Consider the following 26210-nt stretch of genomic DNA (forward strand, 5'->3'; position numbering starts at 1 on the left):
TCCCAGATGTTTGATGCGTCACACCCCGCTCTCGTACTGGCCGCAGACTAGTCGACCCGGCCCGGGACCCGGAAGTAACCGCAGGTGGCGGCGGGGTGGTCAGGGCCGATGCCTGACGGCCCAAGAGCGCAGGACTTAGGCTGACCCGCATGCGAGTTCACGTGGTCAGCGACGTGCACGGCAACAGCCGGGACCTGAAGAGGGCGGGTGAGGGCGCGGACGCCCTGATCTGTCTCGGGGACCTGGTGCTCTTCCTCGACTACGCCGATCACTCCCGCGGCATCTTCCCCGATCTGTTCGGCGTGGAGAACGCCCACCGCATCGTGGAGCTGCGCACCGCCCGCCGGTTCGAGGAGGCCCGCGCGTTCGGCAACCGGCTGTGGGACGGACTGGACCGCAACGCCGCCATCGAGTCCGCGGTACGCCGGCAGTACGCCGACCTCTTCGCGGCCTTCCCCACCCCTACCTACGCCACCTACGGCAATGTCGACATACCGAAGCTGTGGCCCGAGTACGCCCAGCCCGGCACCACCGTCCTCGACGGCGAGCGTATAGAGATCGGCGGCCGGGTCTTCGGCTTCGTCGGCGGCGGGCTGCGCACCCCGATGCGCACGCCGTACGAGATCGACGACGAGGCCTTTGCCGCGAAGATCGCCGCGCTCGGCGAGGTCGACGTGTTGTGCACCCACATCCCGCCCGACGTTCCCGAGCTGTGCTACGACACCGTCGCCCGCCGCTTCGAGCGGGGCAGCGCCGCCCTCCTCGACGCCATCCGCGCCATTCGGCCCCAGTACGCCTTCTTCGGCCATGTCCACCAGCCGCTCGCCCGCCGGATGCGGATCGGCGCCACCGAGTGCGTCAACGTCGGACACTTCGCCTCGACCGGCACCCCCTGGACCCTGGAGTGGTGAGCCCGTCGCGGTAGCCTTCGGCAGAGACCCAGGCGGCGGATCAAGCGGACCGAACCGAAGGAACCACGGCGATGGCGGAACACACCAGCTCGAGCATCACGATCGAGGCGGCACCGGCCGACGTGATGGAGGTGATCGCCGACTTCGACCGTTACCCGGAGTGGTCCGGAGAGGTGAAGGAGGCCGACGTCCTCACCAAGGACGACCGGGGGCGCGCCGAGAAGGTGCGGATGCTGCTCGACGCCGGGGCGATCAAGGACGACTACACCCTGGAGTACACCTGGACAGGTGACAACCAGGTCAGCTGGTCCCTGGTCAAGTCCCAGATGCTGCGCTCCCTCGACGGCTCGTACCTGCTGGCCCCCCTCGACAGCGGCAAGCGCACCGAGGTCACCTACCAGCTCACCGTCGACGTCAAGATCCCGATGCTCGGCATGATCAAGCGCAAGGCCGAGAAGGTCATCATCGACCGCGCGCTGGCCGGTCTGAAGAAGCGAGTGGAGAGCGCGGCCTAGGCATATTGGCCCAGGACCGTCCCGCCCGGCGCGGGCGCGACCGCGAGCGCCACTGATCCCGCTACCGTCGGGAAGCCCCACCACGCTCCCTTCCAGCCACCGCTGGGAGGCGCTCCCGCCCTGCCCGGAGGTCCTTTTCATGCGTACGGTCCTCGTCACCGGTACCGGCGGCGCGGGCCGCACCACCGTCGCCGCCGCGACCGCGCTCGCCGCCGCCCGCGAGGGACGGCGCGCCCTGCTGCTCACGGCCGACCGCGACGGCACCCCGGAAGCGCTGCTGGGCCTGCCCGCGCCCCGGCCCGCCGCCCCGGCGGCCGAGCGGCTGCCGTGGTCCCCGCCGGTCGAGGCCGCCCCCGGGCTGTGGGCCGCGGGCATCGCCGCCGACGCCTGGTTCCGCGGCGAGCTGGCCGCCCTCCAGGAGCGGGGGCGCGGCGCGCTGGACATGCTCGGCGCCACCCCGCTGGACCCCGAGGAGCTGACCGGCCTGCCCGGCACGGAGGCCTTCGCGGTGCTGCGCGCGCTGCGCGCCGCCCACGAGCCGGGTGCTCCCTGGGACGTCCTGGTCGTCGACATGCCGCCCGCCCCCGACACGATCGCGGTCCTCGCGCTGCCCGAGCAACTGCGCCGCTATCTGCGCCGGCTGCTGCCCGCCGAGCGGCAGGCGGCGCGCGCCCTGCGGCCGATGCTGGCGCAGCTCGCCGGGGTGCCGATGCCCGCCCAGAAGCTGTACGAGACGGCCGAGCGCTGGGAGCGCGAGCTGGCGGGCGTCCAGGCCCTGATCGAGTCGGAGGCCACCACCGTACGGCTGGTGGTGGACCCGGGGCCGCTCGCCGACCGGGCGCTGCGCACCGCGCGCGCCGGGCTCGCGCTGTACGGCTGCCGCGTGGAGGCCGTGGTCGCCAACCGGCTGCTGCCCACCGGCACCGCCGACCCCTGGCTCGCGGCGCTGTCCGGCCAGCAGCAGGCCGCGCTCAAGGAGCTGCACGGGGAGTGGGCGCCCGACGTCCCGGTCCGCGAGCTGCCGCACCTGGGCCGCGACCCCCTGGAGGCGAGCGGCCCGCATGACTCCGAGGGCCCGCACGGTTCCGACGGCCCGGGCGGCGCGCACCGGGTGGCCGGGCTCGCCGCCCTCGCCGGCCCGGCCGGGGCCCCCGAGCCGCGCCCCGACCGTCCGGCCGCCGAGCCGTGGACGGTCGAGGACCGCCTCGCCGACGAGGGGGAGCTGGTGTGGCGGCTGCCGCTGCCCGGCGCCGACCGCGACGGCCTCGGCCTGGTGCGCCGAGGTGATGAACTGATCGTCACCGTCGGCCCGTTCCACCGGGTGCTGCCGCTGCCGTCCGCCCTGCGCCGCTGCGCCGTGTCCGGGGCCGGGCTGCGCGACGGCCGCCTCCACGTCCGCTTCGCACCGGATCCCGAGCTGTGGCCGAAGAGCATGTGACGGCTCCGGCCCCTTTTCTCGCCTTGTCATTCCGGTAACGTCGGGAGCAAGCCCGGATGAACACCCCCGGGCCGCCAGTCCTTCCGCCGCAGGAGCCCGCCATGAGCGACGCCACCGAGCGCCCCGCCGAATCCCCGGTCACCGACGTACCGGTCACCGACATCGACCCCGACGCCTGGGAGCGGGCCTGTGCGGAGGACCTCGCCGCGGAGCGGGGCCGCCGCCGGGCTCGCGAGGGCGGCCACGAGCCGGGCAGCGCCGCCGAGGAGCTGCGCAAACTGGCCGAGGCCGTCGCCGACAGGCTCGCCGGGGCCCAGGCCCCGCTGGCCGGGACGGCCGTGCAGGGTGCCGTACAACACTTGATCGCACAGGCGAAGGCCGCCGTCGAACCGGTCATCGAACGGAACCCCGAGGTCTTCGACCACCTCGCCACCGCCGGCACCGAGCTGCTCGCCGCTTATCGGGCTGCCGTCCAGGGCCAGGAGCAGCACTGGACGCGGGGCGACGACAGTCGCGCCCACAAGGGCGACAAGGGCGACAAGGGTGACGACGAGGGCGGCGAGTCTTCGAGTAGTGAACACATCGACCTCGACTGAGCCCCGTCTCCGGTACCGTTGTGCTCGGCGGGGTTCGACCAAATAACTGAGGGACACATGGGACTCACCATCGGCGTCGACATCGGCGGCACGAAGATCGCAGCTGGCGTGGTCGACGAAGAGGGCTCGATTCTCGAGACGTGCAAGGTATCGACCCCGTTGACTCCCGAGGGGGTCGTCGACGCCATCGCGGACGCGGTGCGTCAGGTCAGCACCGGCCATGACATCGATGCCGTCGGCATCGGCGCGGCCGGTTACGTGGACGACAAGCGCGCCACGGTGCTCTTCGCGCCCAACATCAACTGGCGCCACGAGGCGCTCAAGGACAAGGTCGAGCAGCGCGTGGGCCTCCCCGTCGTCGTCGAGAACGACGCGAACGCCGCCGCGTGGGGCGAGTACCGCTTCGGCGCCGGCCAGGGCCATGACGACGTCGTGTGCATCACGCTCGGCACCGGCCTCGGCGGCGGCATCATCATCGGCGGCAAGCTGCACCGCGGCCGCTTCGGCGTCGCCGCCGAGTTCGGCCACATCCGCGTGGTGCCGGACGGGCTGCTGTGCGGCTGCGGCAGCCAGGGCTGCTGGGAGCAGTACGCCTCCGGCCGCGCGCTGGTCCGCTACGCCAAGCAGCGCGCCAACGCCACCCCGGACAGCGCCGAGGTGCTGCTCGGCCTCGGCGACGGCACCCCTGAGGGGATCCAGGGCAAGCACATCAGCGACGCCGCCCGCCAGGGCGACCCGGTCGCCATCGACTCCTTCCGCGAGCTGGCCCGCTGGGCGGGCGCCGGTCTCGCCGACCTCGCCTCGCTCTTCGACCCCTCGGCGTTCATCGTCGGCGGCGGCGTCTCCGACGAGGGCGACCTGGTCCTGGAGCCGATCCGCAAGTCCTTCCGCCGCTGGCTGGTCGGCAACCAGTGGCGCCCGCACGCCCAGGTGCTCGCCGCCCAGCTCGGCGGCAAGGCCGGGCTCGTCGGCGCCGCAGACCTGGCCCGCCAGGGCTGACCGGGACGGGGGGCCGGGACATGGCCATCGCGGATCTGCCGGCATCGGCCACCGCCCAGGACGCGGCGGTGGTGCGGGTGCTCAGCTACAACATCCGCTCGCTGCGTGACGACCGCGAGGCGCTGGTCCGGGTGGTCCGGGCCTGCGCCCCCGATGTGCTGTGCGTGCAGGAGGCGCCGCGCTTCTTCCGCTGGCGCAAGGCCGCCGCCTGGCTGGCCCGCGAGACCGGCCTCGTCCACACCACCGGCGGCGCCACCGCCACCGGCCCGATGCTGCTGACCTCGCTGCGCGCCCATGTGGAGCGCACCGAGGACATCCTCCTGCCCCGCGTCCCCGGCCTGCACCGGCGCGGCCTGGCCACCGCCGTGCTGCGCTTCGGCGGCGGGCACCGGGGCGAGAACGGCATCAGGCTCGGCGTGGTCAGCTGCCATCTGAGCCTGGCCGCGGCCGAGCGCTACGACCAGGCGGGGATGGTGCTCGACCACCTGGCCCGGCTGGACGTCCCGTACACCGTCCTGGCCGGTGACATCAACGACCTGCCCGAGGGCCGCGCCTTCCGCCGGCTGGCCGGATCGCTGCGCGACGCCTGGGCGACCGAGCCCTGGGGGAGCGAGCTCACCTACTCGCCGGGCCGGCCGCGGCGGCGCATCGACGCGCTGTTCGCGACCGAGGGTGTGGAGATCCTCGGCTGCGGGGTGCCGGCCGGGCTGCCCGGGGTCACCGGGACAGACTTGAGGGCGGCCTCGGACCATCTCCCGGTCCTGGCCGCCCTCAGGCTCCCCCGCGTCTCCCCCGTGGTGCCCGCCGGTCGAACGGGAACGGGTCTGTTCGCCTAGCACGAGGGCCGCTGCTTGGCCTTGTCCACCAAGCGCCGCGCCTTGGCCCGGCGGTGCCGGCTGATGAGGTTGGTCGCGATGCCGAACAGCCACGGGCGGGCGTCGGCCCGCTCGAGGTCGTACCGGCGCCGCTGCTGGAAAGCGGTGGTGAAGGTCTCCGCCATCACGTCGTCCGCCGCCTCGGTGCCGAGCCGGCGGGCCGCATAGCGGTGCACCGCGTCGGCACGGCGGTCGAACAGCACGGCGAACGCTTCGAAGATGTGGGCTTGTTCACCCGTACTTCGCCGTTCGCGGGAATCGAGTTCCCTTTCCGTCGTTCAGGCGGCCGGGGCCACCGCCGGGTCAGACGACCGCGCCGCGCCCCGGGTCGTCGTCCTCCTCCTCGTCGTCGTCCTTCATCCGCAGCACCAGCGTGGTGAAGCCGCCCAGGAATCCGCCCACCCCGAGCGTGGTGATCCACCAGGTCAGCTCCACCTGGAACAGCACCACGCCGAGCAGCAGCAGCGGGCCGCCCAGGACGCCCAGCCAGGCGAAGCGGGCGGTGGTGTCGGTCTCGGGGAGCGGGGGCGGCTCGGGCGGGACGAAGTGGCCCTCGTCGGTCTCGTCGAAGTCGTCGTCGGACGGCTCGGCGGGCTCCCAGTCGCGCGGGCCGACGCCCGGCGCGTACACGATGAAGCTGCCGAGGGGCTTGTCGGGCTTGGCCACGCCGACCGGGCCGGCCCCCGCCGCCGGGGTGTCGTCCCCGTCGTCCTCGCCGTTCGCGTCGGCCGTGTTGTCCGCGTCGGCCGTGTTGTCGGGAAGGTTTTCGGCCTCGGGCCATGGCACCGGGCCCTCCAGGTCCCGGGCCTCCTTGCCGTACGCCGCGACGATCTCGGCGAACGCGGCGTCGTCGTCCCGCGCGCCTGCCTCGTTCTCGTTCGAGTCACGCTCCGCCACTGGCCGCCGCCCTCTCCTTCCCGAGTCGGTTTTCCGTCCCGCTGTCCTCGTCGATACCCCGCGCCAGCCTGCTGATGAACGCATGGGTCTCGGCGAAGACGAGCTCCGCGTCGTGGTCCAGCGTCGCCACGTGGTAGCTGCGCTCCAGCAACAGCTCGGTGACGTCCCGGGAGGAGACCCGGCTCAGGATGCGCGCCGAGTCGACCGGCGGCACCACATGGTCCTGCGCGCTGTGCATCAGCAGCATCGGCTGGGTCACCCGCGGCAGCTCGGCGTCCACTTCCCGGAGCAGCCGGCGCAGCTGGTACGCGCCGTGCAGCGGCACCCGGTCATAGCCCATCTCCAGCGTGCCCGGCTTGGCGATGTCGCTCACGATGCCCTGGACGGAGGGGACCAGATGGCGCAGCACGGGCAGCGCCGGGGCCGCCCTGCCGTGCATCGTGTGGGCCGGGTTGACCAGGGCGAGCCCGCTGATCCGCGGCCCGTGCCGGGCGGCGAGCCGCAGGGCGAGCGAGCCGCCCATCGACAGACCGCATACGAACACCTGCCGACAGCGCTCGGCCAGCGCGCGTACCTCCCGGTCCACCTCGGCGTACCAGTCCTCCCAACTGGTGACCGCCAGCTCCTGCCAGCGGGTGCCGTGGCCGGGAAGCAGCGGAAGGGAGACCGTCAGGTCCTGCCGCGCGAGGTGTTCGGCCCAGGGGCGGACCGATTGGGGCGAGCCGGTGAAGCCATGACAGACGAGGACGCCGATCTCTCCGCCGTGGTGGCGGAACGGCTGGGCCCCGGGAAGGAGCGGCACCGCGGATCTCCGTTCGGTGTATCTGGCAGTCGGTGGAACGGGGCCGGGCGGCCCGGGATCTCAGCGTACGCGGCGCTCCGCACAGGGGGTAGGCACGTTAAGGTCTCCTCGTCGGATACAAGGTCGGATACAGGCGAGGTCTTCGGTTGTTCTACGGCGCCATGAAGCTGTCGGTGGGCGGAGCGTTGAAACTTGCCTTCCGGCCCTGGGTGGAGGGACTGGAGAACGTCCCCGCCGAGGGGCCGGCCATTCTCGCCAGCAACCATCTGTCCTTCTCCGACTCCTTCTTCCTCCCGGCGATGCTCGACCGCAAGGTCACCTTCATCGCCAAGCAGGAGTACTTCACCACCCCGGGCGTGAAGGGCAAGCTGACCGCCGCGTTCTTCAAGGGCGTCGGGCAGCTGCCGGTGGACCGCTCGGGCGGGCGCGGCGCGAGCGAGGCCGCGATCAAGAGCGGCATCGAGGTGCTGGAGCGCGGCGAGCTGTTCGGCATCTACCCGGAGGGCACCCGCTCGCCGGACGGGCGGCTGTACCGCGGCAAGCCGGGCGGTCTGGCGCGGGTGGCGCTGGCGACGGGCGCCCCGGTGCTCCCGGTCGCGATGATCGACACCGAGAAGATCCAGCCACCGGGCAAGGTCATGCCCAAGCTGATGCGGCCCGGCATCCGGATCGGCAAGCCGCTGGACTTCAGCCGCTACCACGGCATGGACAACGACCGCTTCATCCTGCGCTCGGTGACCGACGAGGTCATGTACGAGATCATGAAGCTTTCCGGCCAGGAGTACGTCGACATCTACGCGACCGTCGCCAAGCGGCAGATCGCGGACGCCGAGGCGGCCCGCAAGCGCGAGGGCAGGACTGCCGAGGGCGCGGGCGACGACAACAAGGCCGGGGATCAGGTCGGTGACAAGCCCGGGGACCAGGGCGGGGACAAGGCCGGGGCGTGACCGCGTCCGGCGCGGGGGTGGGGAAGTGGCGCAGCGGACCCCAGGTCGTAGGGGTGAGCGTGTCGTGCGCATGTCGGTGGAGCAGCCCCTGTGGCGGGCGCTGACCGCCTACCGGGTGCTCACGCTGCTGTACGCACTCACCCTCTACGCCTACGCCTACGACAACTACCACCACCCGCTCGGCGCGGGCGCCTATATGGCCGTGCTGACCGTGTGGACCGCGCTCACCGTCCGTATGGTCTCCTCGGCCGAACGGTGCACGCTGCGCTTCCTGGTCGGTGACCTGACCGTCGCGGTGGTCGGCATCCTGCTCACCCCGCTCGTCGACACCCACGACCGCATCGCCGAAGGCACGCCCACCCTGCCGTCGATATGGACGGCTGGAGCCGTGCTCGGCTTCGCGATCAAGGGCGGCTGGCGGTGGGCCGCCTGGGCCTCCACCGTCGTCTGCGCGGCCAACATCATCGAGCGTGGCGGATTCGCCCAGGACGCCGTCCACATGCTCATGCTGGTGTGGGTGGCGAGCGTGGCGATCGGCTACGTGGTCGAGGTGGCCCGCGCCAGTGAGCGCACCCTGGCCCGTGCGCTGCGGATCGAGGCGGCCACGCGCGAACGGGAGCGGCTGGCCCGCGACATCCACGACAGCGTGCTGCAGGTCCTCGCCATGGTGCAGCGGCGGGGCGCCGCGATCGGCGGGGAGGCGGCCGAGCTGGGGCGGATGGCGGGGGACCAGGAGATCGCGCTGCGCACGCTCATCTCCACCGGCCCGGCGACCGGGCCCGCCGCCCCCGTGATGGCCCGGCGCGCGGCGGACTCGGGGGACGCGGCGGAGCCCACCGGGATCGCGCTGCTGACGGTCGCGGCCGACGCACCCGCCGGGGGCGGGGCGACCGAGGGCGAACGGCCCGATCTGCTGGCCCTGTTGGCCCGGCACGCCGGATCCCGCGTCACCCTCTCCGGGCCCGGCACCGCCGTATCGCTTCCCGCCGAGGCCGCCACCGAGCTCGCGGCCGCGGTCGGCGCCGCCCTGGACAATGTGCGGGTGCACGTGGGGGAGGACGCGCACACCTGGATCCTGGTCGAGGACGAGCCCGACGCGGTGACGGTGACCGTCCGCGACGACGGCCCCGGCATCCCCGAGGGGCGGCTCGCCGACGCCGAGCGCGAAGGGCGGCTCGGCGTGGCGCAGTCCATCCGGGGGCGCCTGCGCGACCTGGGCGGCAGCGCCGAGTGGATTTCGGCCCCCGGCCAGGGCACCGAGGTGGAGTTGAGGGTTCCGCGACAGGGGGAGACCGGACGATGACCGAGCAGCAGGACGGCGGGCAGGACGCGGGGCAGGACAGCGGGCGTGAGGAGCGGCCCGTGACCGTGATGGTGGTCGACGACCACCCGATGTGGCGCGACGCCGTCGCCCGCGACCTGTCCGAGGCCGGGTTCGAGGTGGTGGCCACGGCGGGGGACGGCCCGCAGGCCGTGCGCCGCGCCAAGGCCGCGAACCCCGACGTCCTGGTGCTCGACCTCAACCTCCCCGGGCTGCCCGGGGTCGAGGTCTGCAAACAGCTCGTGGGCGGCGAGTCCGGCCCGCCCGGCCCGCGCGTGCTCGTGCTCTCCGCGAGCGGGGAACACGCGGACGTCCTGGAGGCGGTGAAGTCCGGCGCGACCGGCTATCTGCTCAAGTCGGCCAGTACGAAGGAACTGCTGGACGCGGTGCGCCGGACGGCCGCCGGGGAGCCGGTGTTCACCCCGGGCCTCGCGGGCCTGGTGCTCGGCGAGTACCGCCGGCTGGCGAGCGACCCCGCCCCCGCCGCGCCCGACCGCCCCGTCGCCCCCCGGCTGACCGAGCGGGAGACGGAGGTGCTGCGGCTGGTGGCCAAGGGGCTGTCGTACAAGCAGATCGCCGAACGGCTGGTCATCTCGCACCGCACCGTGCAGAACCACGTCCAGAACACCCTCGGCAAGCTGCAGTTGCACAACCGCGTCGAGCTGGTGCGGTACGCGATCGAGCGCGGCCTGGACACCAGCGCCTGACCCGGCGAACCCAGCCTCCAAAAAAAGGGGGGCGCGTCAGCGGCCGCCACCGCTCGTTCGAGTGAAGTTGGCCAACAACTGCCCCTGCCCGCAGGGGATTCACTTCTCGCCCTATCCCATGTGACATGGATCACCGTTAGCGTGGCTTCACGTATTCGGGCATTCACGGGAATTCATGAGAGAAGGGAAGAAACGATGCGGGTCGGAGTGCTGACCGGTGGCGGTGACTGCCCCGGGCTCAACGCGGTCATCCGCGCCACCGTCCGCAAGGGCGTGCAGGAGTACGGCTACGACTTCGTCGGCTTCCGGGACGGCTGGCGCGGTCCGCTCGAAGGCGACACCGTGACCCTCGACATCCAGGCCGTGCGAGGCATCCTGCCGCGCGGCGGCACCATTCTCGGGTCGTCCCGTACCAACCCCCTCAAGAGCCAGGACGGCATCCGCCGGGTCAAGGAGAACCTCGCCAAGGAGGAAGTGGACGCGCTCATCGCGATCGGCGGCGAGGACACGCTCGGGGTGGCCGCGCGGCTCTCCGGCGAGTACGGGATCCGCTGCGTCGGCGTCCCCAAGACCATCGACAACGACCTGTCCGCCACCGACTACACCTTCGGCTTCGACACCGCCGTCAACATCGCCACCGAGGCCATCGACCGCCTCCACACCACGGCCGAATCCCATATGCGCGTCCTCGTCGTCGAGGTGATGGGCCGTCACGCGGGCTGGATCGCCCTCCACTCGGGACTGGCCGGCGGCGCCAACGTCATCCTCATCCCGGAGCAGCGGTTCGACGTGGACCAGATCTGCGCCTGGGTCGAGTCCCGCTTCAAGATCCGCTATGCCCCGATCGTGGTCGTCGCGGAGGGCGCCATGCCCAAGGACGGCGACGCGGTCCTCAAGGACGGGTCGCTCGACTCCTTCGGCCACGTCCGGCTCTCCGGCATCGGCGAGTGGCTGGCCAAGGAGATCGAGAAGCGCACCGGCAAGGAGGCCCGCACGACGGTGCTCGGCCACGTCCAGCGTGGTGGGACGCCGAGCGCGTTCGACCGCTGGCTCGCCACGCGGTTCGGGTTGCACGCCATCGACGCGGTGCGGGACGAGGACTACGGGAAGATGGTCGCGCTGCGCGGGACCGACATCGTCCGAGTTCCCCTCTCCGAGGCCACCGCACGGCTGAAGACCGTGGACCTCTCCCTGTACGCCGAGGCCGAGGTCTTCTTCGGCTGACGCGCCACGCCCCACGCGCGACGGGAGGGGACAGGGCCTGCGGCGCTGTCCCCTCCCCGGGCGTCGTCACACCAGGACAGCCGCCAGCAGCTCGGCCACGATGACCGAGCCGTTCAGCGTCAGCACGGACTCGGGGTGGAACTGCACGCCCGCGAAGTTCGGCCCGCGCAGGGCGTGCACCTCCCCGCTCGCCGGGTCGCGGCTCACCTCCACCCGATGCATCGCCAGCTCTGCCGCGGCCGCCTCGTCGCACCGCGCGGTGAAAGTGTTGTAGAAGCCGACGGTCTCCTCGCGCCCGAAGAAGCCGATCCGTTCCTGCGCGCCCTGGAAGGGCACGTCCTTCCGTACGATCTCCAGCCCCAGCTCGGCCGCGAGCAGCTCATGTCCCAGGCAGACCCCCAGCAGCCCGTGCCGGTGCCCGCGCACCAGGTCCGCCGTCAGGCCGCGCAGGAACCGCATCTTCGGGTCCGCCTTGTCCGACGGGTCACCCGGCCCCGGGCCCAGCACCACGGGGCCCCGGTGGGCCAGAGTGGCCTCTCGTACCCCCGGCTCGTCGAACCGCCGCACGGTCACCGTCAGCCCGGTGGTCCGCAGCAGGTGCGCCAGCATCGCGGTGAAGGTGTCCTCGCCGTCGACCACCAGCGCGTGCCCGCCCGGCCGGGCCCCGGCCGGCGGCGCGGCCTCCGGGGTGTGCATCCGCAGCCAGAACGGGGCGAGGTCGGCCCGCCGGGCGTCCAGCGCCGCCCGCACCCGGGGGTCGTCCGCCAGCCGGGGGAGCGCGGGGCGGGCATCCCGCTCCGCAGGGGCCGCCGGACGCACCCCGAGGGCGGTGAGCACCCCGGCCGCCTTGGCGTGCGTCTCGGCGACCTCGCTCCGCGGGTCGGAGTGGCGTACCAGCGTCGCCCCGACCGGAACCCGCAGCGCGCCGGTGCGGTCGATGTCGGCGGTGCGGATCAGGATCGGCGAGTCCAGGGTCTGCGCGCCGCCGGCGTCCCGCCCGATGAGGGCGAGCGCCCCCGCGTAGTAGCCGCGCCCCGCCCCGTCCGGCCCGGCGGGCTCGTACCGCTCGATCACCCGGCAGGCGTTCTGGACCGGCGAGCCGGTCACCGTCGCCGCGAACATCGTCTCCCGCAGCACGTCCCGGACGTCGCGGGAGGAGCGGCCGCGCAGCTCGTACTCGGTGTGCGCGAGGTGGGCCATCTCCTTGAGCCGGGGGCCGACCACCACGCCGCCCATGTCGCCGACGGTGCACATCATCTTCAGCTCCTCGTCCACGACCATGGACAGCTCCTCCACCTCCTTGCGGTCGTGCAGGAACTCCAGCAGCCCGTCCAGCCGGGCCCCGTCCCGGGGATAGCGATACGTCCCGCTGATCGGGTTCATCACGACCGTCCCGCCGGACATCCGCACATGGACCTCAGGGCTGGCGCCCACCAGCGTCCGGCCGTCGGCCAAGCGGACGACATACGTCCAGTACGCGCCCCGCTCCCCGGCCAGCAGCCGCCGGAACAGCGCGAGCGCGTCGGCGCGGCCGAAGCCCGGGATCTCACCCCGGAACGTTCTGCGGATCACGAAGTTCGCGCCCTCGCCGGACCCGATCTCGTCCTCGACGACCCGCTCCACGATCGCCGCGTACTCGTCGTCGTCCACGTCGAAGGCCCCGCCCTCGACCCGGACGTCATGCGCGGGCAGCGCGTCCAGCACCTCGCCCAGCGGCAGCTCGTACGTCTCCTCGGGCCGCAGCACGGCCAGCGGCGTCCCGTCGTCGCGTACGTCGAAACCGCGCTCGCGGATCTGCCGGAACGGCACCAGCGCCAGCGCGTCACGCACGCCCGCGCCGGTGCCCGGTGCCCCGGTCGGCAGCGGGATGTCGGTCAGCCGCGCCACCTCGGTGACCGGGCCCAGCAGCACCTCGACGGTGTCGGGGGCGTGGCCGGGCGTGCGGCGGTGCAGCAGGGCGAAGGGCGGGCAGTCGGCGGCCAGCAGCCGCCGGACGAGCGCGCGGGGGTCGTGGTGCGGATCACTGTGCATTGCGGTGGTTCCTTCCGGGAGGGAGGAACGGCCCGCGGAAACGCCGAAGGCCGCCCCTCGGGCGGCCTTCGCGGTGTCGGTGCGTACGCGCGATCAGTGGGCCGCCGGATGAGCGGTCCACCACCAGGTCATGGTCAGTCGCGCGAACATGGGCCGGACCCTACCGCATGCGTCGGCCTCAGTCCCAGTGGCCGCCGTGGTCGCGGTCGTCGTGGTCACCGCCGCCGGAGTCGCCGCCGCCACCGCCCTCGCCGCCACCGCCCGAGTAGTCGGGCGCCGCGTCGTGGTCGCTCACGTAGTCCGTTCCGAAATCGGGGACCGGGCCCCCGAAGACCTCGATCACCTCCGCGACGAGCGTGGCGCCGGAGTCCGCGGGGAGGCCCAGGCCGGTCAGGAAGTCCGTCGGGTGGTGCTCGACGGCGGCGTGGTCCGCCGCGTCCGGGAGTAGTTCCCCGCCCACCGCCACGGCCGACAGGGCGGCGCCGAACGTGTGGCCCGCGCTCCGGGCGAGCCCGGCGACCCGCGACCCGCGGCCCCGGCCGGGCCGGAGGCCGCCGAGGGCCTCCCGGATCCGGTCCGCCTCCGCCCGCAGGCCATGGCGTCAGCGCGCCCCCGGCCAGGATGTGGCGTCCGACGACCACGCAGCAGTTCCTGGGGTGCGGCGGCAGCAGGGGGGCCACCTGCTCGACGGAGGCGGCGTTGTCGAGCACGACGAGCACCGGGCGCCCCCGCTCGGCCAGGGCACGCAGCTCGCTGCGGTACAGGCTCCGGCGCTCGTCCAGGCTCCGGCCGTCGATGTCGCGCTGGGCCACGCGCAGCGCCCGCAGGAACGAGCCGAGCGCGTTGTAGGCCGAGGCCTGGTCGTCCGGCTCGCGCTCATAGCCGTGCAGGTCCAGATAGAGCTCGGCGCCGTACCAGCGGCGGGCCCTGGCGATGTGCCCGGCGTGCAGCACGAGCACGGTCTTGCCGGCGCCCGCCGGTCCGCAGACGGCGATGACGTTCTCCCGGCCGGCCCAGGCCCGGACCGCGGACCTCGTCGGCCCGCGGCCGGGGCGGCGCAAGGTGTCTCAACCTGTGGGCAGGGGGCTGGACGCGCGTGGGGACCCCGTAACCTTGCTGGCGTGACCGTGAACGCTGAAACCCACACCGGTGGCCACACCTGGAAGTCTCTCCCCGCGGCGCAGCAGCCCGACTGGCCGGACCAAGCGGCCCTGCGCGAGGTGATCGCCGAGCTCGAGTCCTATCCGCCGCTCGTCTTCGCGGGCGAGTGCGACCAGCTGCGCGAGCGCCTGGGTGCCGTGGCCCGGGGTGAAGCGTTCCTGCTGCAGGGCGGTGACTGCGCCGAGGCGTTCGACGCCGTGGGCGCGGACCAGATCCGCAACAAGCTGAAGACGCTGCTGCAGATGGGCGCCGTGCTGACCTACGCCGGGCAGGTCCCGGTGGTGAAGGTCGGGCGGATCGCCGGCCAGTACAGCAAGCCGCGCTCCAAGCCGACCGAGACCCGCGACGGGGTGACCCTGCCGAGCTACCGCGGCGACTCGGTCAACGGCTTCGAGTTCACCGAGAAGGCCCGGATCCCGGACCCGCAGCGGCTCAAGCGGATGTACCAGGCCTCCGCCTCGACGCTGAACCTCGTGCGCGCCTTCACCACCGGCGGCTACGCGGACCTGCGCCAGGTGCACGCCTGGAACCAGGACTTCGTGAAGTCGTCCCCCGCGGGCCAGGCCTACGAGGCGCTGGCGCGCGAGATCGACCGGGCGCTGAACTTCATGAACGCCTGCGGGGTCGACCCGGAGGAGTTCAAGACCGTCGAGTTCTACTCCTCGCACGAGGCCCTGATCCTGGACTACGAGTCGGCGCTGACCCGTACGGACTCCCGTACGGGCGAGCTGTACGACGTGTCCGGCCACATGGTGTGGATCGGCGAGCGCACCCGCCAGCTGGACGGGGCGCATATCGAGTTCGCCGCGCGGATCCGCAACCCCGTCGGCGTGAAGCTCGGCCCGACGACGACGCCCGAAGAGGCGCTGACGCTGATCGACCGGATCGACCCGAACCGCGAGCCCGGCCGGCTCACCTTCATCACCCGGATGGGCGCGGACAAGGTCCGCGACAAGCTGCCCGACCTGGTGGAGAAGGTCACGGCCTCCGGCGCCCAGGTGGCCTGGATCTGCGACCCGATGCACGGCAACACCTTCGAGGCGGCGTCCGGGCACAAGACCCGGCGCTTCGACGACGTGCTGGACGAGGTCAAGGGCTTCTTCGAGGTCCACAAGGGGCTCGGCACCCACCCGGGCGGCATCCACATGGAGCTGACCGGCGACGATGTCACCGAGTGCGTGGGCGGCGGCGACGAGATCTTCGTCGACGATCTGCACCAGCGCTACGAGACGGCCTGCGACCCGCGGCTCAACCGCAGCCAGTCGCTGGACCTGGCGTTCCTGGTCGCGGAGATGTACCGGGACCAGTGACGTGCCGGGACCGGTGACCGGACCGGGATCGGTGACATACCGGGACTGAACGGTGCGATGGGGCGCGGATCACATGGATCCGCGCCCCATCGGCGTTGTCGGCCCTCCCGAGGGGAAGGTAAGGTAAGGGTTACCTTCCTTGATCGATCTGGAGAGCCGCGTGTACGTCTGCTCATGCTTCGGCATCACCGAGAAGCAGGTGCGCGAGCATGCCGACTCCGGCGCCTGCACCCCGCGCCAGATCGCGGGTGCCTGCAAGGCCGGTACGGACTGCGGCTCCTGCGTACGGCGCATCCAGGCGCTGCTCGGCCGCGGGGCGTGCCCCCGGCGCGAGTCCCTGGACGCGCTCGGCCCGGCCGCGGTGCCCGCCGGTGTGCCCGCCGTCGCGTCGGCGTCCGAGCCCCGGGTCGCCGAAGCCGCCTGACGCCCGTCAGCTGATCCGGTCCGGTCAGCTCTCCGGCTGTTCGATCTGCTGCGCGATGTACAGGCTCTCGCCGAGCTTCTCGATCAGCGCCAGCTGGGTGTCGAGATAGTCGATGTGCTGTTCTTCGTCGGCGAGGATGCCCTCGAAGATATTGGCCGAGGTGATGTCGCCCTTGGTCCGCATGACCTCGATGCCGCGCTTGAGGCGGTCGATGGCCTCGATTTCCACCTGCCGGTCCGCCTGGAACATCTCGGTGACCGTCTGACCCACGCGCACATGGAACAGCCGCTGATAATTGGGCAGCCCGTCCAGGAGAAGGATCCGATCGGTGATCATCTCCGCGTGCTTCATCTCGTCGAACGATTCCGCCCGGGTGTAAGTCGCGAGCTTCGTCCAGCCGAAGTTCTCCTGCATCTTCGAATGCAGGAAGTACTGGTTGATCGCGGTCAGCTCACCGGTCAGCTGCTCATTGAGAAACTCGAGGACCTCGGGGTCGCCCTGCATCGAAGGGCTCCTTCCCATCAGAACGGGGACGGCGGGTTGTGCGCATCGTCGCACCGCCCCATCGAGAGCGTCCAGTAAGTGCACGCTTAGTGCGAGTTGCCCGGATAGCTGCTGCCCTGGTCACGACCACCCCCGAAGGTCTGACACCATGGAGTCCATGGGTCAGTCGGAAAGCCGCGAGGGGGAGCTCGGGCAGCTGCCTCCGGGGCAGCGGCTGCAGCGCGGTTGGCCGGTTACCCACTATGGGCCGGTCCCCAAGTTCAAGCCCGACCGCTGGGAGTTCCGGGTCTTCGGCGCCACGGCCGACGGGGAAAAGCACGCCTGGACGCATGACGAGTTCTCGGCCCTGCCGTACTCCACCGTCGTGGCCGATCTGCACTGCGTGACGAAATTCAGCATGCTGGGCGCGGAATGGGGTGGCGTGGCGGCCCGCCGGATCGTGGAACTCGCGCCGCCGGCTCCCGAGGTCACGCATGTGATGGTGTGGGCGGAGTACGGCTTCAGCTCGAATCTGCGGCTCCCGGATTTCACCGCCGAGACCACCATCTTCGCCACACACAAGGACGGCGAGCCGCTCACCGCCGAGCACGGATTTCCGGTCCGGCTGGTCGTCCCCCATCTCTATGCCTGGAAGGGGCCCAAATGGGTCCGGGGCGTGGAGTACATGACCGCCGACCGCCGGGGCTTCTGGGAGGAGCGCGGCTACCACAACCTCGGCGACCCGTGGCGGGAGCAGCGCTACTCCTACCAGGAGCAGCCGGGAGACGGCCCGGAGCTGTAGCGGTGCCCCGTCGGGACCAGGCAACCCCACCGGGGTATTCCCGCAGCGGTCAGCCGTCGCGGAGCTCCTTGAGCCGCGCCACATCCGCCGCATGCCCCTCCTTGCCGCCCGGGGTCTCGATCACCAGCGGCACCCCCTTCGTCGCCGGATGCCGGAACAGCTCCCGGAACGGATCGGCGCCGATATGACCCGCGTCGATGTTCTCGTGGCGGTCCTTGTGGGCCCCGACGACGTCCTTGGAGTCATTGGCATGGATCAGTTTCAGCCGCCCCTTGCCCGTGACCGCGACCAGCTCGTCGAGCGTCTTCTTCATCCCGCCCGGAGCCGCCAGGTCGTGACCGGCGGCGAAGACATGGCAGGTGTCGAGGCAGACGCCCAGCTTCGGGTGCCGGTCCAGCGCGTCGAAGTACGGGCCGAGGTCCTCGACCAGCGAACACAGCGAGGCCCCCTGGCCGGCCGTCGGCTCCAGCAGCAGCCAGGGGTCGTCGTCGTGGGTGAGCTCCTCCAGCAGCGGCAGCATGCGCTCCCGCACTTGGGCGATCGCCTCGGGCCGCGCCCGGCCGCCGGTGGCGGAGCCCGTGTGGACGACGACGCCCAGCGCGCCGATGGCGCGGCCCCGCCGCAGCGAGTGGCGCAGCGAGCCGACCGACCGCTCGGCCGTCGCGGCGTTGTGCGAGCCGAAGTTGATCAGGTAGGGAGCGTGGACGTACGCCTGGATCGACTGGTCGGCGCACGCCGCGCGGAACTTCTCGTCCTGCGCCTCCACGCCGCGCGGGGTGGCCCAGCCACGCGGGTTGGCAACGAAGACCTGGACGGCCTCGGCGCCGATGTCGCGGGTGTACGGCAGGCCGATGGTGGCCAGGCCGCCGGCCACGCGGATGTGGCCGCCGACCGGATTGCGGGCGCGGACGCGGTTCTTGGACGTACTCACGCGCCCAGGGTGCCAGCCCGGGCCCGACGGCCGTGCGCCGGGCCCGGGGGGCGACTCGGGGAGACACCCCCTAGAAGACGCCCTTGACCTTGATCGTGACGGTGCTGCCCTTGGGCGCCTTGTCCCCGCCGTCCACCGACTGGTCGGTGACCGTGTCGCCGGGGAACAGCAGCGGCTTGTCCACGTCGACCTCGAAGCCCGCTGCCTCCAGGGCCTGCGTGGCGTCGTCCACGGACTCGCCCGTGACGTCCGGCACCTCGACCATCTCCTGGCCCTTGGACAGGGTCAGGGTCACCTTGTCGCCCTTGGCGCCCACAGCGCCCCCGTCCACGGGCGGGGCCTGCGCCGCGACCGAGCCCTTGTCCTCGTCGGAGAAGACCCGCTCCGACGCGATCGCCACCTTGAAGCCCGCCTTGCTCAGCTCGGCCCGGGCGTCCTCCACGGACTCGCCGATCACATCGGGGATGTCGATCTTGGGGCCCCTGCTGACCTCGACCCCCACGGCGGTGTCGGGCCGGCGCACGGTGCCGGCCCTCGGGTCGGTGCTGAGCACCGAGCCCTGCGGCGTCTCCTCGCTGAAGGTCTTGGTCACCTCGCCGACGGACAGATTCGCGTCCGAGATCTGCTGCTTCGCCTGCTTGAACGGCATGCCCACGACATTGGGCACCTTGGTGCGCGGTGGCCCGTCGGAGACGTGGACCGTCACCGTGCCGGTGTCGCGGATCCGCGCGCCGCCGCCCGGGTCGGTCTTGATGACCTCGCCCTTGTCCGTGACATCGCTGAACTCCCGGGCGATCTTCACCTCGAGCCCGGCGTCCTTCAGCTTCTTCCGGGCGTCCGCCTCGGACTTGCCCACCAGATAGGGCACCTTGGTGAACTGGCCGGAATTGATGTACCAGACGCCCACCCCGATGCCGAGCGCGAGCAGCACGCCGACGACGATCGTCACCACCCCGCGGCCCGGCAGCCGGCCGCGGCCGGCGGACCGCCGGGGACGCCCTGCCTGCGGCGGCTCCGGCGGCAGCTCCAGCCTGCTGGTGAGATTGAGCTGGTCCTCGTCGGCGGGCACCGGCCCTCCGAGGCCGCCGATGGGGCGCGGGATCACGCTCGTACGGTCCTCGGAGCCGTCGTGCGCGTCCGCCCTGGCCTGCGGGGGCACGGCGTCGAGCTGCTCGTCGGTCAGCACGGCGCGCGCGGCCCGCGCGGCGCCGAGCAGTTCGACCGCGTCGGCGGGGCGCTGCCCGAGCTCGCGCGCGGTGGCCGCGGCGACCAGGTCGTCCAGCCGCGGTGCGACCCCCGGCGCGAGGGCGGACGGCGGGGGCACGTCCTCGTTCAGCCGCTGGTAGAGGACCTGCGCCGGGGTGGTGCCGGTGTGCGGCTTGGCGCCGGTCAGCATCTCGTAGAGCACCACGCCGCAGGCGTAGACATCGGCGCGGGTGTCGGCCGTGCCGTGCTCGATCTGCTCGGGCGCGAGATAGGAGACGGTGCCCAGCAGGCTGCCGGTGGAGGCGTTGGTCTGGGTGCCCACGGCCCGCACCAGCCCGAAGTCGGCGACCTTCACCCGGCCGTCGTCGCCGATCAGCACGTTCTCCGGCTTCATGTCCCGGTGGACGAACCCCGCGCGGTGCGCCGCCCCGAGCGCGGCCAGCACCGGCTCCAGGATGTCCAGCGCGGCCCGCGGCTGCAGCGCGCCGCGCTCACGCAGCACATCGCGCAGCGTGCACCCGGCGACGTACTCCATCGCGAGATAGACGTGGGAGCCGTCGGTGCCCTGGTCGAAGACGCCCACCACATTGGGGTGGGCGAGCCTGGCCACGGACTTCGCCTCGCGGATGAAGCGCTCGACGAAGGCGTCGTCGGTGGCGAGCGACTGATGCATCACCTTGAGGGCCAGCACGCGGTCGAGCCGCGTGTCGACGGCCCGGTAGACCGTCGCCATGCCGCCCACGGCGATGCGCGCCTCGACGCGGTAGCGGCCGTCGATCAGCTGTCCGACCAAGGGGTCATGCAGGGTCGTATCCACGAGAGAGCAGTCTACGAGCCGACCTGACACGCCAGGTCACCTGCTGGGGCCGGGCCCGGGACTGGTGCCGAACAGTGACACCGGGCGCCGCCGTGGGGTCGGCTTCGCCCCTGTTGTGCCCTCGCGCACGGCCTTGCCGCGAGCGCGCCTGGCTGCGAGCGCGCCCTAGTTGTGCGACGCGGCGGCCAGCGCGGCCAGCTCCTCCAGCGCGGTGGTCCATGTCGCGGCGGCGTACTCCGCGTGCTTGGCCTTCACGCCGTCCGGGACCGCGAGCTCGCGGATGCCGCTCTCGGCCAGGCGGAGCCGGGTGCCGCTGCCCTCGGCGGAGAGCACGAACTCCACCAGGGTCGAGTCGCCCGGTTCCGCGCCCAGGGGGCGGTCCGGCTCTCTGGCGAGCCGGAAGCGGAACAGCACGTCCGGCACCGCCTTCTCCACCCGGCCATGGAACTCCCCCTGTTCGTCCCAGCGGAAGCGGAGCGTCCCGCCGGGGCGCGGGTCGATCTCGCACCCCTCGAACGCGTACCAGACGCGGATGTGCTCGGGGGTCGTCAGCACCCGCCATACGCGGTCGACGGGCGCTGGGATGTACACCTCGCGCTCGATCCGGTCGGCCACCATGCCCCCACGCTAACCGCTCACCGCCCTACCCGAACGCCGGGCGCTCCGGGTCCAGCGCGGCCAGCCCCTCCGCGGGTGAGGAGGCGTGGGCGAAATGGCGGCGCGGGATGCGGCCGGCGCGGTGGGCCAGCCGGCCGGCCCGGACCGCGTGCCGCATGGCCCCGGCCATCAGGACGGGCTCCTGGGCGCGGGTGACGGCGGACGCGAGCATCACCGCCGCGCAGCCCAGCTCCATGGCGAGCGCGGCGTCCGAGGCGGTGCCCGCCCCCGCGTCCAGGATCACCGGGACCGTGGCGCGCTCGACGATCAGCTGGAAGTTGTGCGGATTGCGGATGCCCAGGCCGGAGCCGATGGGGGAGCCCAGCGGCATGACCGCGGCGCAGCCCACATCCTCCAGCCTGCGGGCCAGGACCGGGTCGTCGTTGGTGTACGGCAGGACGGTGAACCCGTCGTCGACCAGCGTCTCTGCGGCGTCCAGCAGCTCGACCGGGTCGGGGAGCAGGGTGCGCTCGTCGGCCACCACCTCCAGCTTGACCCAGTCGGTGCCCAGCGCCTCCCGCGCCAGCCGGGCGGTCAGCACCGCCTCGCCGGCCGTGAAGCACCCGGCGGTGTTGGGCAGCACACGGATGCCGTGCCGGTCGAGCACCGACAGGACCGAGCCCTGCACGGTGGGGTCCAGGCGGCGCATCGCGACGGTGGTGAGCTCCGTACCGGAGGCGAGCAGCGAGCGCTCCATGACCTCCAGGCTGGGCGCGCCGCCGGTGCCCATGATCAGGCGGGAGGAGAAGGAGGTCCCCGCGATGGTGAGCGGGTCCGGATCCGGGGCCCGGTCCGGCGCCGGTCCTGGGGGGACAGTGGCGTGCGTCGTGTTGTGAACCGTCTCGTGCGTTGTCTCGGCCATCTGGGGTTCAGCCTCCTTGGACGGCGGTGAGGACCTCGACCCGGTCCCCGTCGCCGAGCGGGGTGGCGGGCCACTGGCCGCGCGGGACGATCTGTTCGTTGACGGCCGCGGCGACCCCCGAGCGGGCCGGGGTCAGCTCCGCGACCAGCAGGTCGAGAGTGGTGCCGCCGGGGAGCTCGCGGGGCTCGCCGTTCACGGAGACGGTCATGGACACGCTCATGCGGGGTGCTCCTGCGGTACGGGGATGCCGGGGCGGGCGGGAGGGAAGTCGGCCCGGGTGGGCGGGAGGTCGGTCCGGGCGGCCGGGAAGCGCCGCGGGGAGAACGGCCGGGCCTCGTCCGGGAGTTCGCCGTCCGTCAGCACCTCGGCCATGATGTCGCCCGTGACGGGGGTGAGGAGGACACCGTTGCGGTAGTGGCCGGTGGCCACGAGCAGGCCGGGCAGCGCGCTGGGGCCGAGCAGCGGCGCGTTGTCGGGGGAGCCGGGGCGCAGCCCGGCGCGGGTCTCGACGAGCGGCAGCTCGGTGATGCCGGGCACCAGTTCATGCGCGTCGCGCAGCAGTTCGTAGACGCCGCCCGCGGTGACCGTGGTGTCCCAGCCGAGCTCTTCCGAGGTGGCGCCGACGACCAGCTCGCCGTTCTCGCGCGGCACCAGATAGACGTGTCCGCCGCGCACCTGGGCTCGTACGGTCCGGGACAGGAACGGCGCGTACGCGGGCGGCACGCGCAGCCGCAGCACCTGGCCCTTGACGGGGCGTACGGGAGGCAGCGCGTCCTCGGGGACGTCCGCGAGCCGCCCGCTGAAGCTGCCCGCGGCCAGTACGGTCCGTTCGGCCGCCAGCCGTGTGCCGTCGGCGAGTTCGACGCCGGTCGCGCGGTCCGCCGTGAGCGTGAGCCGCTCCGCGCGGGCGCGGTGGAAGACCACGCCGGCCCGCGCGCACGCCGTCAGCAGCGCCGCCGCCAGCCGTCGCGGGTCGACCTGGTGGTCCCCGTCCACGCGCAGGCCCCCGCGCACGCCCGGCGCGAGCATCGGCTCCAGACGCCGGCATTCGCGCCCCGTCAGCCACTGTGACTCCAGCCCGAGCCGCCGCTGGAAGTCATGGAGCTCGCGCAGCTGGGCGCGGTCGTCGGGGTCGAAGGCCACGGCGAGCGTGCCGCAGGCACGGTAGCCGACGTCCTGGCCGCCGGCCTCCTCCAGCTCGGCCACGAAGTCCGGATAGCGGCGCGCGGAGGCGAGGTTGAGGGCGAGCAGCGTCTGCTCGCCGTAGTGGAGCTCGGTGACGGCCGCGAGCATCCCCGCCGCCACCTGGGCCGCGCCGCCGCCCGGCGCCGGGTCGGCGACGGCGGTGCGCAGGCCCCGCTGGGCCGCCCGCCACGCCGTGACCAGGCCGATGACGCCGCCTCCGACGACCAGCGCGTCGTACGGCCCGTCCGGCCGCGGACACGATGGTGTGCGCGATGCGTTCGTGCTCGATGCGTGCATGGGCGTGACGCCCCTCCCTTCGCCGGCATGACCCGGATCAGGTTCGTACGGTCGGAGGCCGCTTCAGCCTCCCTCTCAGCCCGCTGCGTCCGGGCTCCCGCGAGTGCTTCGTCCCGCCACCCTAGTACGGGGCCGGAACCGCCCGGAAGGGCAGGCCCCGCCGCGCGACCCGCCCCGGCCGCGCCTGTGCCGGAGATCTCGCCCGCCGGTGCTCCGGTGTGCCCCGCGCGCCGCCCTACAGTGATCGTGTGAGTGATGAGACGACGAAGTCGGCGTCCCCGGAGGGCGGCGTGCAGCAGGTGGTGATCGTCGGCGCGGGAATGGCCGGGGTGCAGACCGCCGTCGCGCTGCGCGACCAGGGCTGGACCGGCGGCATTCTGCTGCTCGGCGCCGAGGCGCACCAGCCGTACGACCGGCCGCCGCTGTCCAAGGCCGTGCTGCTCGGCAAGGCCGAGGGCTCCACCTTCGACGTGGACTTCGCCGCGCTCGGCGTCGAGCTGCGGCTCGGGGTGGCCGTCACCGGCCTGGACACCGGCGCGCGGCGGCTGGAGACCGCGTCGGGCCCGGTGCCGTACGACGTCCTGGTGATCGCCACCGGCGCCGAGCCGATCACCCTGCCCGGCGGCGAGGGCGTGCCCGGCGTGTATCTGCTGCGCACGCTCGACGACGCGGAGCGGCTGCGCCCGGTGCTGGCCGGGCAGCGCGAGATCGTGGTGGTCGGGGCGGGCTGGATCGGCGCGGAGTTCGCCACGGCGGCGCGCGAGGCAGGCTGCGCCGTGACCGTCGTGGAGGCCGCCGACCGCCCGCTGGCGGGCGCCCTCCCGGCCGAGGTCGCGGCGCCCATGGCCGACTGGTACGCCGACTACGGCGTCGAGCTGGTCACCGGCGCGCAGGTGGCCGCCGTGGACGAGCAGGGGGTGTTGCTCGAAGACGGCACCCGGCTGCGCGCGGACGCGGTGGTCGTCGGTATCGGGGCGCGGCCCGCCACGGGCTGGCTGGCGGGCTCGGGCGTCGAGCTGGCCCCGGACCGGTCCGTGGCCGCCGACGAACAGCTGCGCACTTCGGTGCCCGACGTCTACGCCGTCGGGGACTGCGCGTCGTTCCCCTCCGCCCGTTACGGCGAGCGGCTGCTGGTGCACCACTGGGACAACGCGCTCCAGGGGCCGCGCACCGTCGCCGCCAATGTGGTCGGCAGCAGGACCGCGCATTTCACCGGTTCGGTCTACGACCCGGTGCCGTATTTCTGGTCCGAGCAGTTCGGCCGCTTCGTGCAGTACGTGGGCCACCACGCCGCCGCCGACGAACTCGTCTGGCGCGGCGACCCGCAGGGCGCGGCCTGGTCGGTGTGCTGGCTGCGGGAGGGGGCGCTGGTCGCCCTGCTGGCCGTCGGCCGTCCGCGCGATCTGGCCCAGGGCCGCAAGCTGATCGAACAGGGCTCCCGGCTGGACCGCGCCCGCGCCGCGGACCCGTCGGTGCCGCTCAAGTCGGCGGTCCTGTGACCCTCGGCGCCCCTCCGCGCGCCCCGGCGGTGACCTCGGCCGAGGGCCGGCGGACGGCGGCGTACCGGCGCCGGTACCCGGTGCCCGACTACCCACTGTCAGTCCCAGATGGCAGGCTTGTCCCGTGACCGAGATTGACGCAAAGATCGATGCTCTCGTCCCCGACTGGCTCACCCTCCCCGACGTCGCCGAACGGCTCGGTGTCGAGGTGACGCGCGTGCGGCAGCTGATCAAGGAGGGTCAGCTGATCGCGGTGCGCCGTGGCGAGAACCGGGTGCTGCAGGTGCCGACCGAGTTCATCGGTGACGGAAAGGTCGTCAAGGGCCTGGTGGGCACCCTGACGCTGCTGAAAGACGACGGCTTCAGCGACGAAGAGATGCTGGAGTGGCTCTTCACTCCGGACCCGAGCCTGCCCGGTACCCCGGCCCAGGCCCTGCACGAGAATCGCGGCACCGAGGTCAAGCGCCGCGCCCAGGCCCTCGCCGTCTGAGCCGCGGCCGACCCGCCGCGCCATCCGTACCGTCTGACCCGTACCGTCTCATCCGTACTGCCCGATCATCATCCGCGGCGTACGGGCCGGCCGCTCCGGTCCGTACGCCGCCGACACGTTGCCGACACGCCGCCGACCCAGGGGGAAAGCCGTCCCAATGGCCGCCGCCACCACCGCCCGCGAGCAGCTCGCCGACGCCCGGCTCTATCTGTGCACCGACGCCCGCCGGCGCCAGGGCGATCTGCCGGAGTTCCTGGACGCCGTCCTGGGATCGGGGGTGGACATCGTCCAGCTGCGCGACAAGGGCATGGAGGCCAGGGAGGAGCTCGACCATCTCGCGGTGTTCGCCGACGCCTGCCGCCGCCACGGCAAGCTGCTGGCGGTCAACGACCGGGCGGACGTCGCCCACGCCATCGGCTCCGATGTGCTGCACCTGGGCCAGGGCGACCTGCCGGTCCCGGCGGCGCGCGCGGTCCTCGGCGCCGACGTGCTGATCGGGAGGTCCACCCACGCGCCCGCCGAGGCGGAGGCCGCGGCCGCCGAGCCGGGCGTCGACTACTTCTGCACCGGGCCCTGCTGGCCCACCCCCACCAAGCCGGGGCGGCCCGCCCCCGGCCTGTCGCTGGTGCGCCACACCGCCGCCCTGAAGCCCGAGCGGCCCTGGTTCGCCATCGGCGGAATCGACGCCTCCAACCTGGACGAGGTGCTGGGGGCGGGCGCGCGGCGGGTGGTCGTGGTGCGGGCGATCACCGAGGCCGAGGACCCCGGAGCGGCCGCCGCCGAGCTGGCCAAGCGGGTGCGCGCCCACGGCCTGTGAGCGGCG

28 protein-coding genes, 1 pseudogene and 1 riboswitch are annotated in these 26210 nt (G+C 72.9%); of the genes and pseudogenes, 16 read left to right on the forward strand and 13 right to left on the reverse strand.

The annotated features are described in order from the left end of the window. The first annotated feature begins 149 nt into the window (after positions 1-149). From PV419_RS42110 to PV419_RS42135, 6 genes are all read left to right on the forward strand, one after another. On the forward strand, positions 150-911 hold the full coding sequence (locus PV419_RS42110; protein ID WP_319698141.1) for a metallophosphoesterase family protein: 762 nt from the start codon (positions 150-152) through the stop codon (positions 909-911). Between the two features lie 71 nt (positions 912-982). Then, the gene (locus PV419_RS42115; protein WP_319698143.1) at positions 983-1426 is read left to right on the forward strand and encodes an SRPBCC family protein; all 444 of its coding nucleotides are present in this window, start codon (positions 983-985) and stop codon (positions 1424-1426) included. A gap of 139 nt (positions 1427-1565) precedes the next feature. Next, entirely contained in the window at positions 1566-2864 is a 1299-nt protein-coding gene (locus PV419_RS42120) for an ArsA family ATPase (protein WP_319698145.1), read from the forward strand. 101 nt (positions 2865-2965) lie between these two features. Then, entirely contained in the window at positions 2966-3460 is a 495-nt protein-coding gene (locus tag PV419_RS42125) for a DUF5304 domain-containing protein (protein WP_319698147.1), read from the forward strand. A gap of 57 nt (positions 3461-3517) precedes the next feature. Continuing rightward, the gene (locus PV419_RS42130) at positions 3518-4459 is read left to right on the forward strand and encodes an ROK family glucokinase (protein ID WP_319698148.1); all 942 of its coding nucleotides are present in this window, start codon (positions 3518-3520) and stop codon (positions 4457-4459) included. A gap of 20 nt (positions 4460-4479) precedes the next feature. Further along, positions 4480-5295 carry an endonuclease/exonuclease/phosphatase family protein gene (locus PV419_RS42135; protein WP_319698150.1) on the forward strand — a complete coding sequence of 272 codons (816 nt, stop codon included), beginning with the start codon at positions 4480-4482 and terminating at the stop codon, positions 5293-5295. A gap of 29 nt (positions 5296-5324) precedes the next feature. Here PV419_RS42135 and PV419_RS42140 read toward each other — a convergent pair. The 3 genes and pseudogenes from PV419_RS42140 to PV419_RS42150 all read right to left on the reverse strand — a co-directional run. After that, positions 5325-5549, reverse strand: a pseudogene (locus PV419_RS42140) (RNA polymerase sigma factor); the annotation flags it as partial. An 88-nt stretch (positions 5550-5637) separates the two neighbouring features. Then, the gene (locus PV419_RS42145; RefSeq protein WP_319698152.1) at positions 5638-6231 is read right to left on the reverse strand and encodes a hypothetical protein; all 594 of its coding nucleotides are present in this window, start codon (positions 6229-6231) and stop codon (positions 5638-5640) included. Next, complete coding sequence (locus PV419_RS42150) at positions 6218-7033, reverse strand: alpha/beta hydrolase (RefSeq protein WP_319698153.1); 816 nt, start codon at positions 7031-7033, stop codon at positions 6218-6220. The genes PV419_RS42145 and PV419_RS42150 overlap by 14 nt, the downstream gene beginning before the upstream one ends. A gap of 161 nt (positions 7034-7194) precedes the next feature. Here PV419_RS42150 and PV419_RS42155 point away from each other — a divergent pair, with 161 nt between their 5' ends. The 4 genes from PV419_RS42155 (at position 7195) to PV419_RS42170 (ending at position 11232) form a co-directional block, all read left to right on the forward strand. Beyond that, a complete protein-coding gene (locus PV419_RS42155) occupies positions 7195-7980 on the forward strand; it encodes a lysophospholipid acyltransferase family protein (RefSeq protein WP_319698155.1) in 786 nt (261 codons plus the stop codon). A 70-nt stretch (positions 7981-8050) separates the two neighbouring features. Further along, positions 8051-9283: a MacS family sensor histidine kinase gene (gene macS / locus PV419_RS42160; RefSeq protein WP_415925500.1), complete on the forward strand. Its 1233-nt coding sequence runs from the start codon at positions 8051-8053 to the stop codon at positions 9281-9283. Further along, a complete protein-coding gene (locus PV419_RS42165) occupies positions 9280-10008 on the forward strand; it encodes a response regulator transcription factor (RefSeq protein ID WP_319698158.1) in 729 nt (242 codons plus the stop codon). The genes macS and PV419_RS42165 overlap by 4 nt, the downstream gene beginning before the upstream one ends. Before the next feature lie 195 nt (positions 10009-10203). Next, positions 10204-11232, forward strand: a complete 1029-nt coding sequence (locus tag PV419_RS42170; RefSeq protein WP_319698160.1) for a 6-phosphofructokinase — start codon at positions 10204-10206, stop codon at positions 11230-11232. Between the two features lie 66 nt (positions 11233-11298). Here the strand turns inward: PV419_RS42170 and PV419_RS42175 are convergent, their stop codons facing one another. The 3 genes from PV419_RS42175 to PV419_RS42180 form a co-directional block, all read right to left on the reverse strand. After that, the gene (locus PV419_RS42175) at positions 11299-13263 is read right to left on the reverse strand and encodes an anthranilate synthase family protein (RefSeq protein ID WP_319698161.1); all 1965 of its coding nucleotides are present in this window, start codon (positions 13261-13263) and stop codon (positions 11299-11301) included. Between the two features lie 93 nt (positions 13264-13356). Next, entirely contained in the window at positions 13357-13413 is a 57-nt protein-coding gene (locus tag PV419_RS53565; RefSeq protein WP_106516695.1) for a trp operon leader peptide, read from the reverse strand. A gap of 28 nt (positions 13414-13441) precedes the next feature. Then, positions 13442-13729, reverse strand: a complete 288-nt coding sequence (locus PV419_RS42180; protein ID WP_319698163.1) for a hypothetical protein — start codon at positions 13727-13729, stop codon at positions 13442-13444. Positions 13730-14384: 655 nt separating this feature from the next. On the opposite strand from PV419_RS42180, the gene PV419_RS42185 reads away from it, so the two are divergent. Then, entirely contained in the window at positions 14385-15734 is a 1350-nt protein-coding gene (locus PV419_RS42185) for a class II 3-deoxy-7-phosphoheptulonate synthase (RefSeq protein ID WP_415925495.1), read from the forward strand. A gap of 160 nt (positions 15735-15894) precedes the next feature. Next, positions 15895-16158 carry a (2Fe-2S)-binding protein gene (locus tag PV419_RS42190; protein WP_319698282.1) on the forward strand — a complete coding sequence of 88 codons (264 nt, stop codon included), beginning with the start codon at positions 15895-15897 and terminating at the stop codon, positions 16156-16158. A gap of 24 nt (positions 16159-16182) precedes the next feature. On the opposite strand, the gene bfr is transcribed toward PV419_RS42190, so the two are convergent. Further along, the gene (bfr, locus tag PV419_RS42195; RefSeq protein WP_319698164.1) at positions 16183-16662 is read right to left on the reverse strand and encodes a bacterioferritin; all 480 of its coding nucleotides are present in this window, start codon (positions 16660-16662) and stop codon (positions 16183-16185) included. Positions 16663-16819: 157 nt separating this feature from the next. Here bfr and PV419_RS42200 point away from each other — a divergent pair, with 157 nt between their 5' ends. Further along, a complete protein-coding gene (locus PV419_RS42200; protein ID WP_319698166.1) occupies positions 16820-17443 on the forward strand; it encodes a sulfite oxidase-like oxidoreductase in 624 nt (207 codons plus the stop codon). 49 nt (positions 17444-17492) lie between these two features. Here PV419_RS42200 and PV419_RS42205 read toward each other — a convergent pair whose 3' ends face one another. From PV419_RS42205 to thiO, 6 genes are all read right to left on the reverse strand, one after another. After that, positions 17493-18374 carry a deoxyribonuclease IV gene (locus PV419_RS42205; protein WP_319698168.1) on the reverse strand — a complete coding sequence of 294 codons (882 nt, stop codon included), beginning with the start codon at positions 18372-18374 and terminating at the stop codon, positions 17493-17495. A gap of 70 nt (positions 18375-18444) precedes the next feature. Continuing rightward, a complete protein-coding gene (gene pknB / locus PV419_RS42210; protein ID WP_319698169.1) occupies positions 18445-20397 on the reverse strand; it encodes a Stk1 family PASTA domain-containing Ser/Thr kinase in 1953 nt (650 codons plus the stop codon). A gap of 165 nt (positions 20398-20562) precedes the next feature. Continuing rightward, entirely contained in the window at positions 20563-21015 is a 453-nt protein-coding gene (locus tag PV419_RS42215) for an SRPBCC domain-containing protein (protein ID WP_319698171.1), read from the reverse strand. Between the two features lie 25 nt (positions 21016-21040). Continuing rightward, positions 21041-21916 carry a thiazole synthase gene (locus PV419_RS42220; protein ID WP_319698173.1) on the reverse strand — a complete coding sequence of 292 codons (876 nt, stop codon included), beginning with the start codon at positions 21914-21916 and terminating at the stop codon, positions 21041-21043. 7 nt (positions 21917-21923) lie between these two features. Continuing rightward, positions 21924-22124 (reverse strand): sulfur carrier protein ThiS, encoded by a 201-nt coding sequence (gene thiS, locus PV419_RS42225; RefSeq protein ID WP_415925501.1) that lies wholly within the window; start codon positions 22122-22124, stop codon positions 21924-21926. Between the two features lie 8 nt (positions 22125-22132). Further along, complete coding sequence (gene thiO, locus PV419_RS42230; RefSeq protein WP_319698176.1) at positions 22133-23398, reverse strand: glycine oxidase ThiO; 1266 nt, start codon at positions 23396-23398, stop codon at positions 22133-22135. Next, positions 23395-23509, reverse strand: a riboswitch (TPP riboswitch). (Overlaps the previous gene by 4 nt.) Positions 23510-23646: 137 nt before the next feature. Between thiO and PV419_RS42235 the strand changes: the two genes are divergently transcribed. The 3 genes from PV419_RS42235 (at position 23647) to thiE (ending at position 26204) form a co-directional block, all read left to right on the forward strand. After that, complete coding sequence (locus tag PV419_RS42235) at positions 23647-24897, forward strand: FAD-dependent oxidoreductase (protein WP_319698178.1); 1251 nt, start codon at positions 23647-23649, stop codon at positions 24895-24897. 124 nt (positions 24898-25021) lie between these two features. Beyond that, positions 25022-25387 carry an Rv2175c family DNA-binding protein gene (locus PV419_RS42240; RefSeq protein WP_319698179.1) on the forward strand — a complete coding sequence of 122 codons (366 nt, stop codon included), beginning with the start codon at positions 25022-25024 and terminating at the stop codon, positions 25385-25387. Positions 25388-25544: 157 nt separating this feature from the next. Beyond that, the gene (gene thiE / locus PV419_RS42245; RefSeq protein ID WP_319698181.1) at positions 25545-26204 is read left to right on the forward strand and encodes a thiamine phosphate synthase; all 660 of its coding nucleotides are present in this window, start codon (positions 25545-25547) and stop codon (positions 26202-26204) included. Positions 26205-26210: the final 6 nt, after the last annotated feature.

The sequence above is a fragment of the Streptomyces sp. ME19-01-6 genome (assembly GCF_033793745.1).
Classification (GTDB): domain Bacteria; phylum Actinomycetota; class Actinomycetes; order Streptomycetales; family Streptomycetaceae; genus Streptomyces.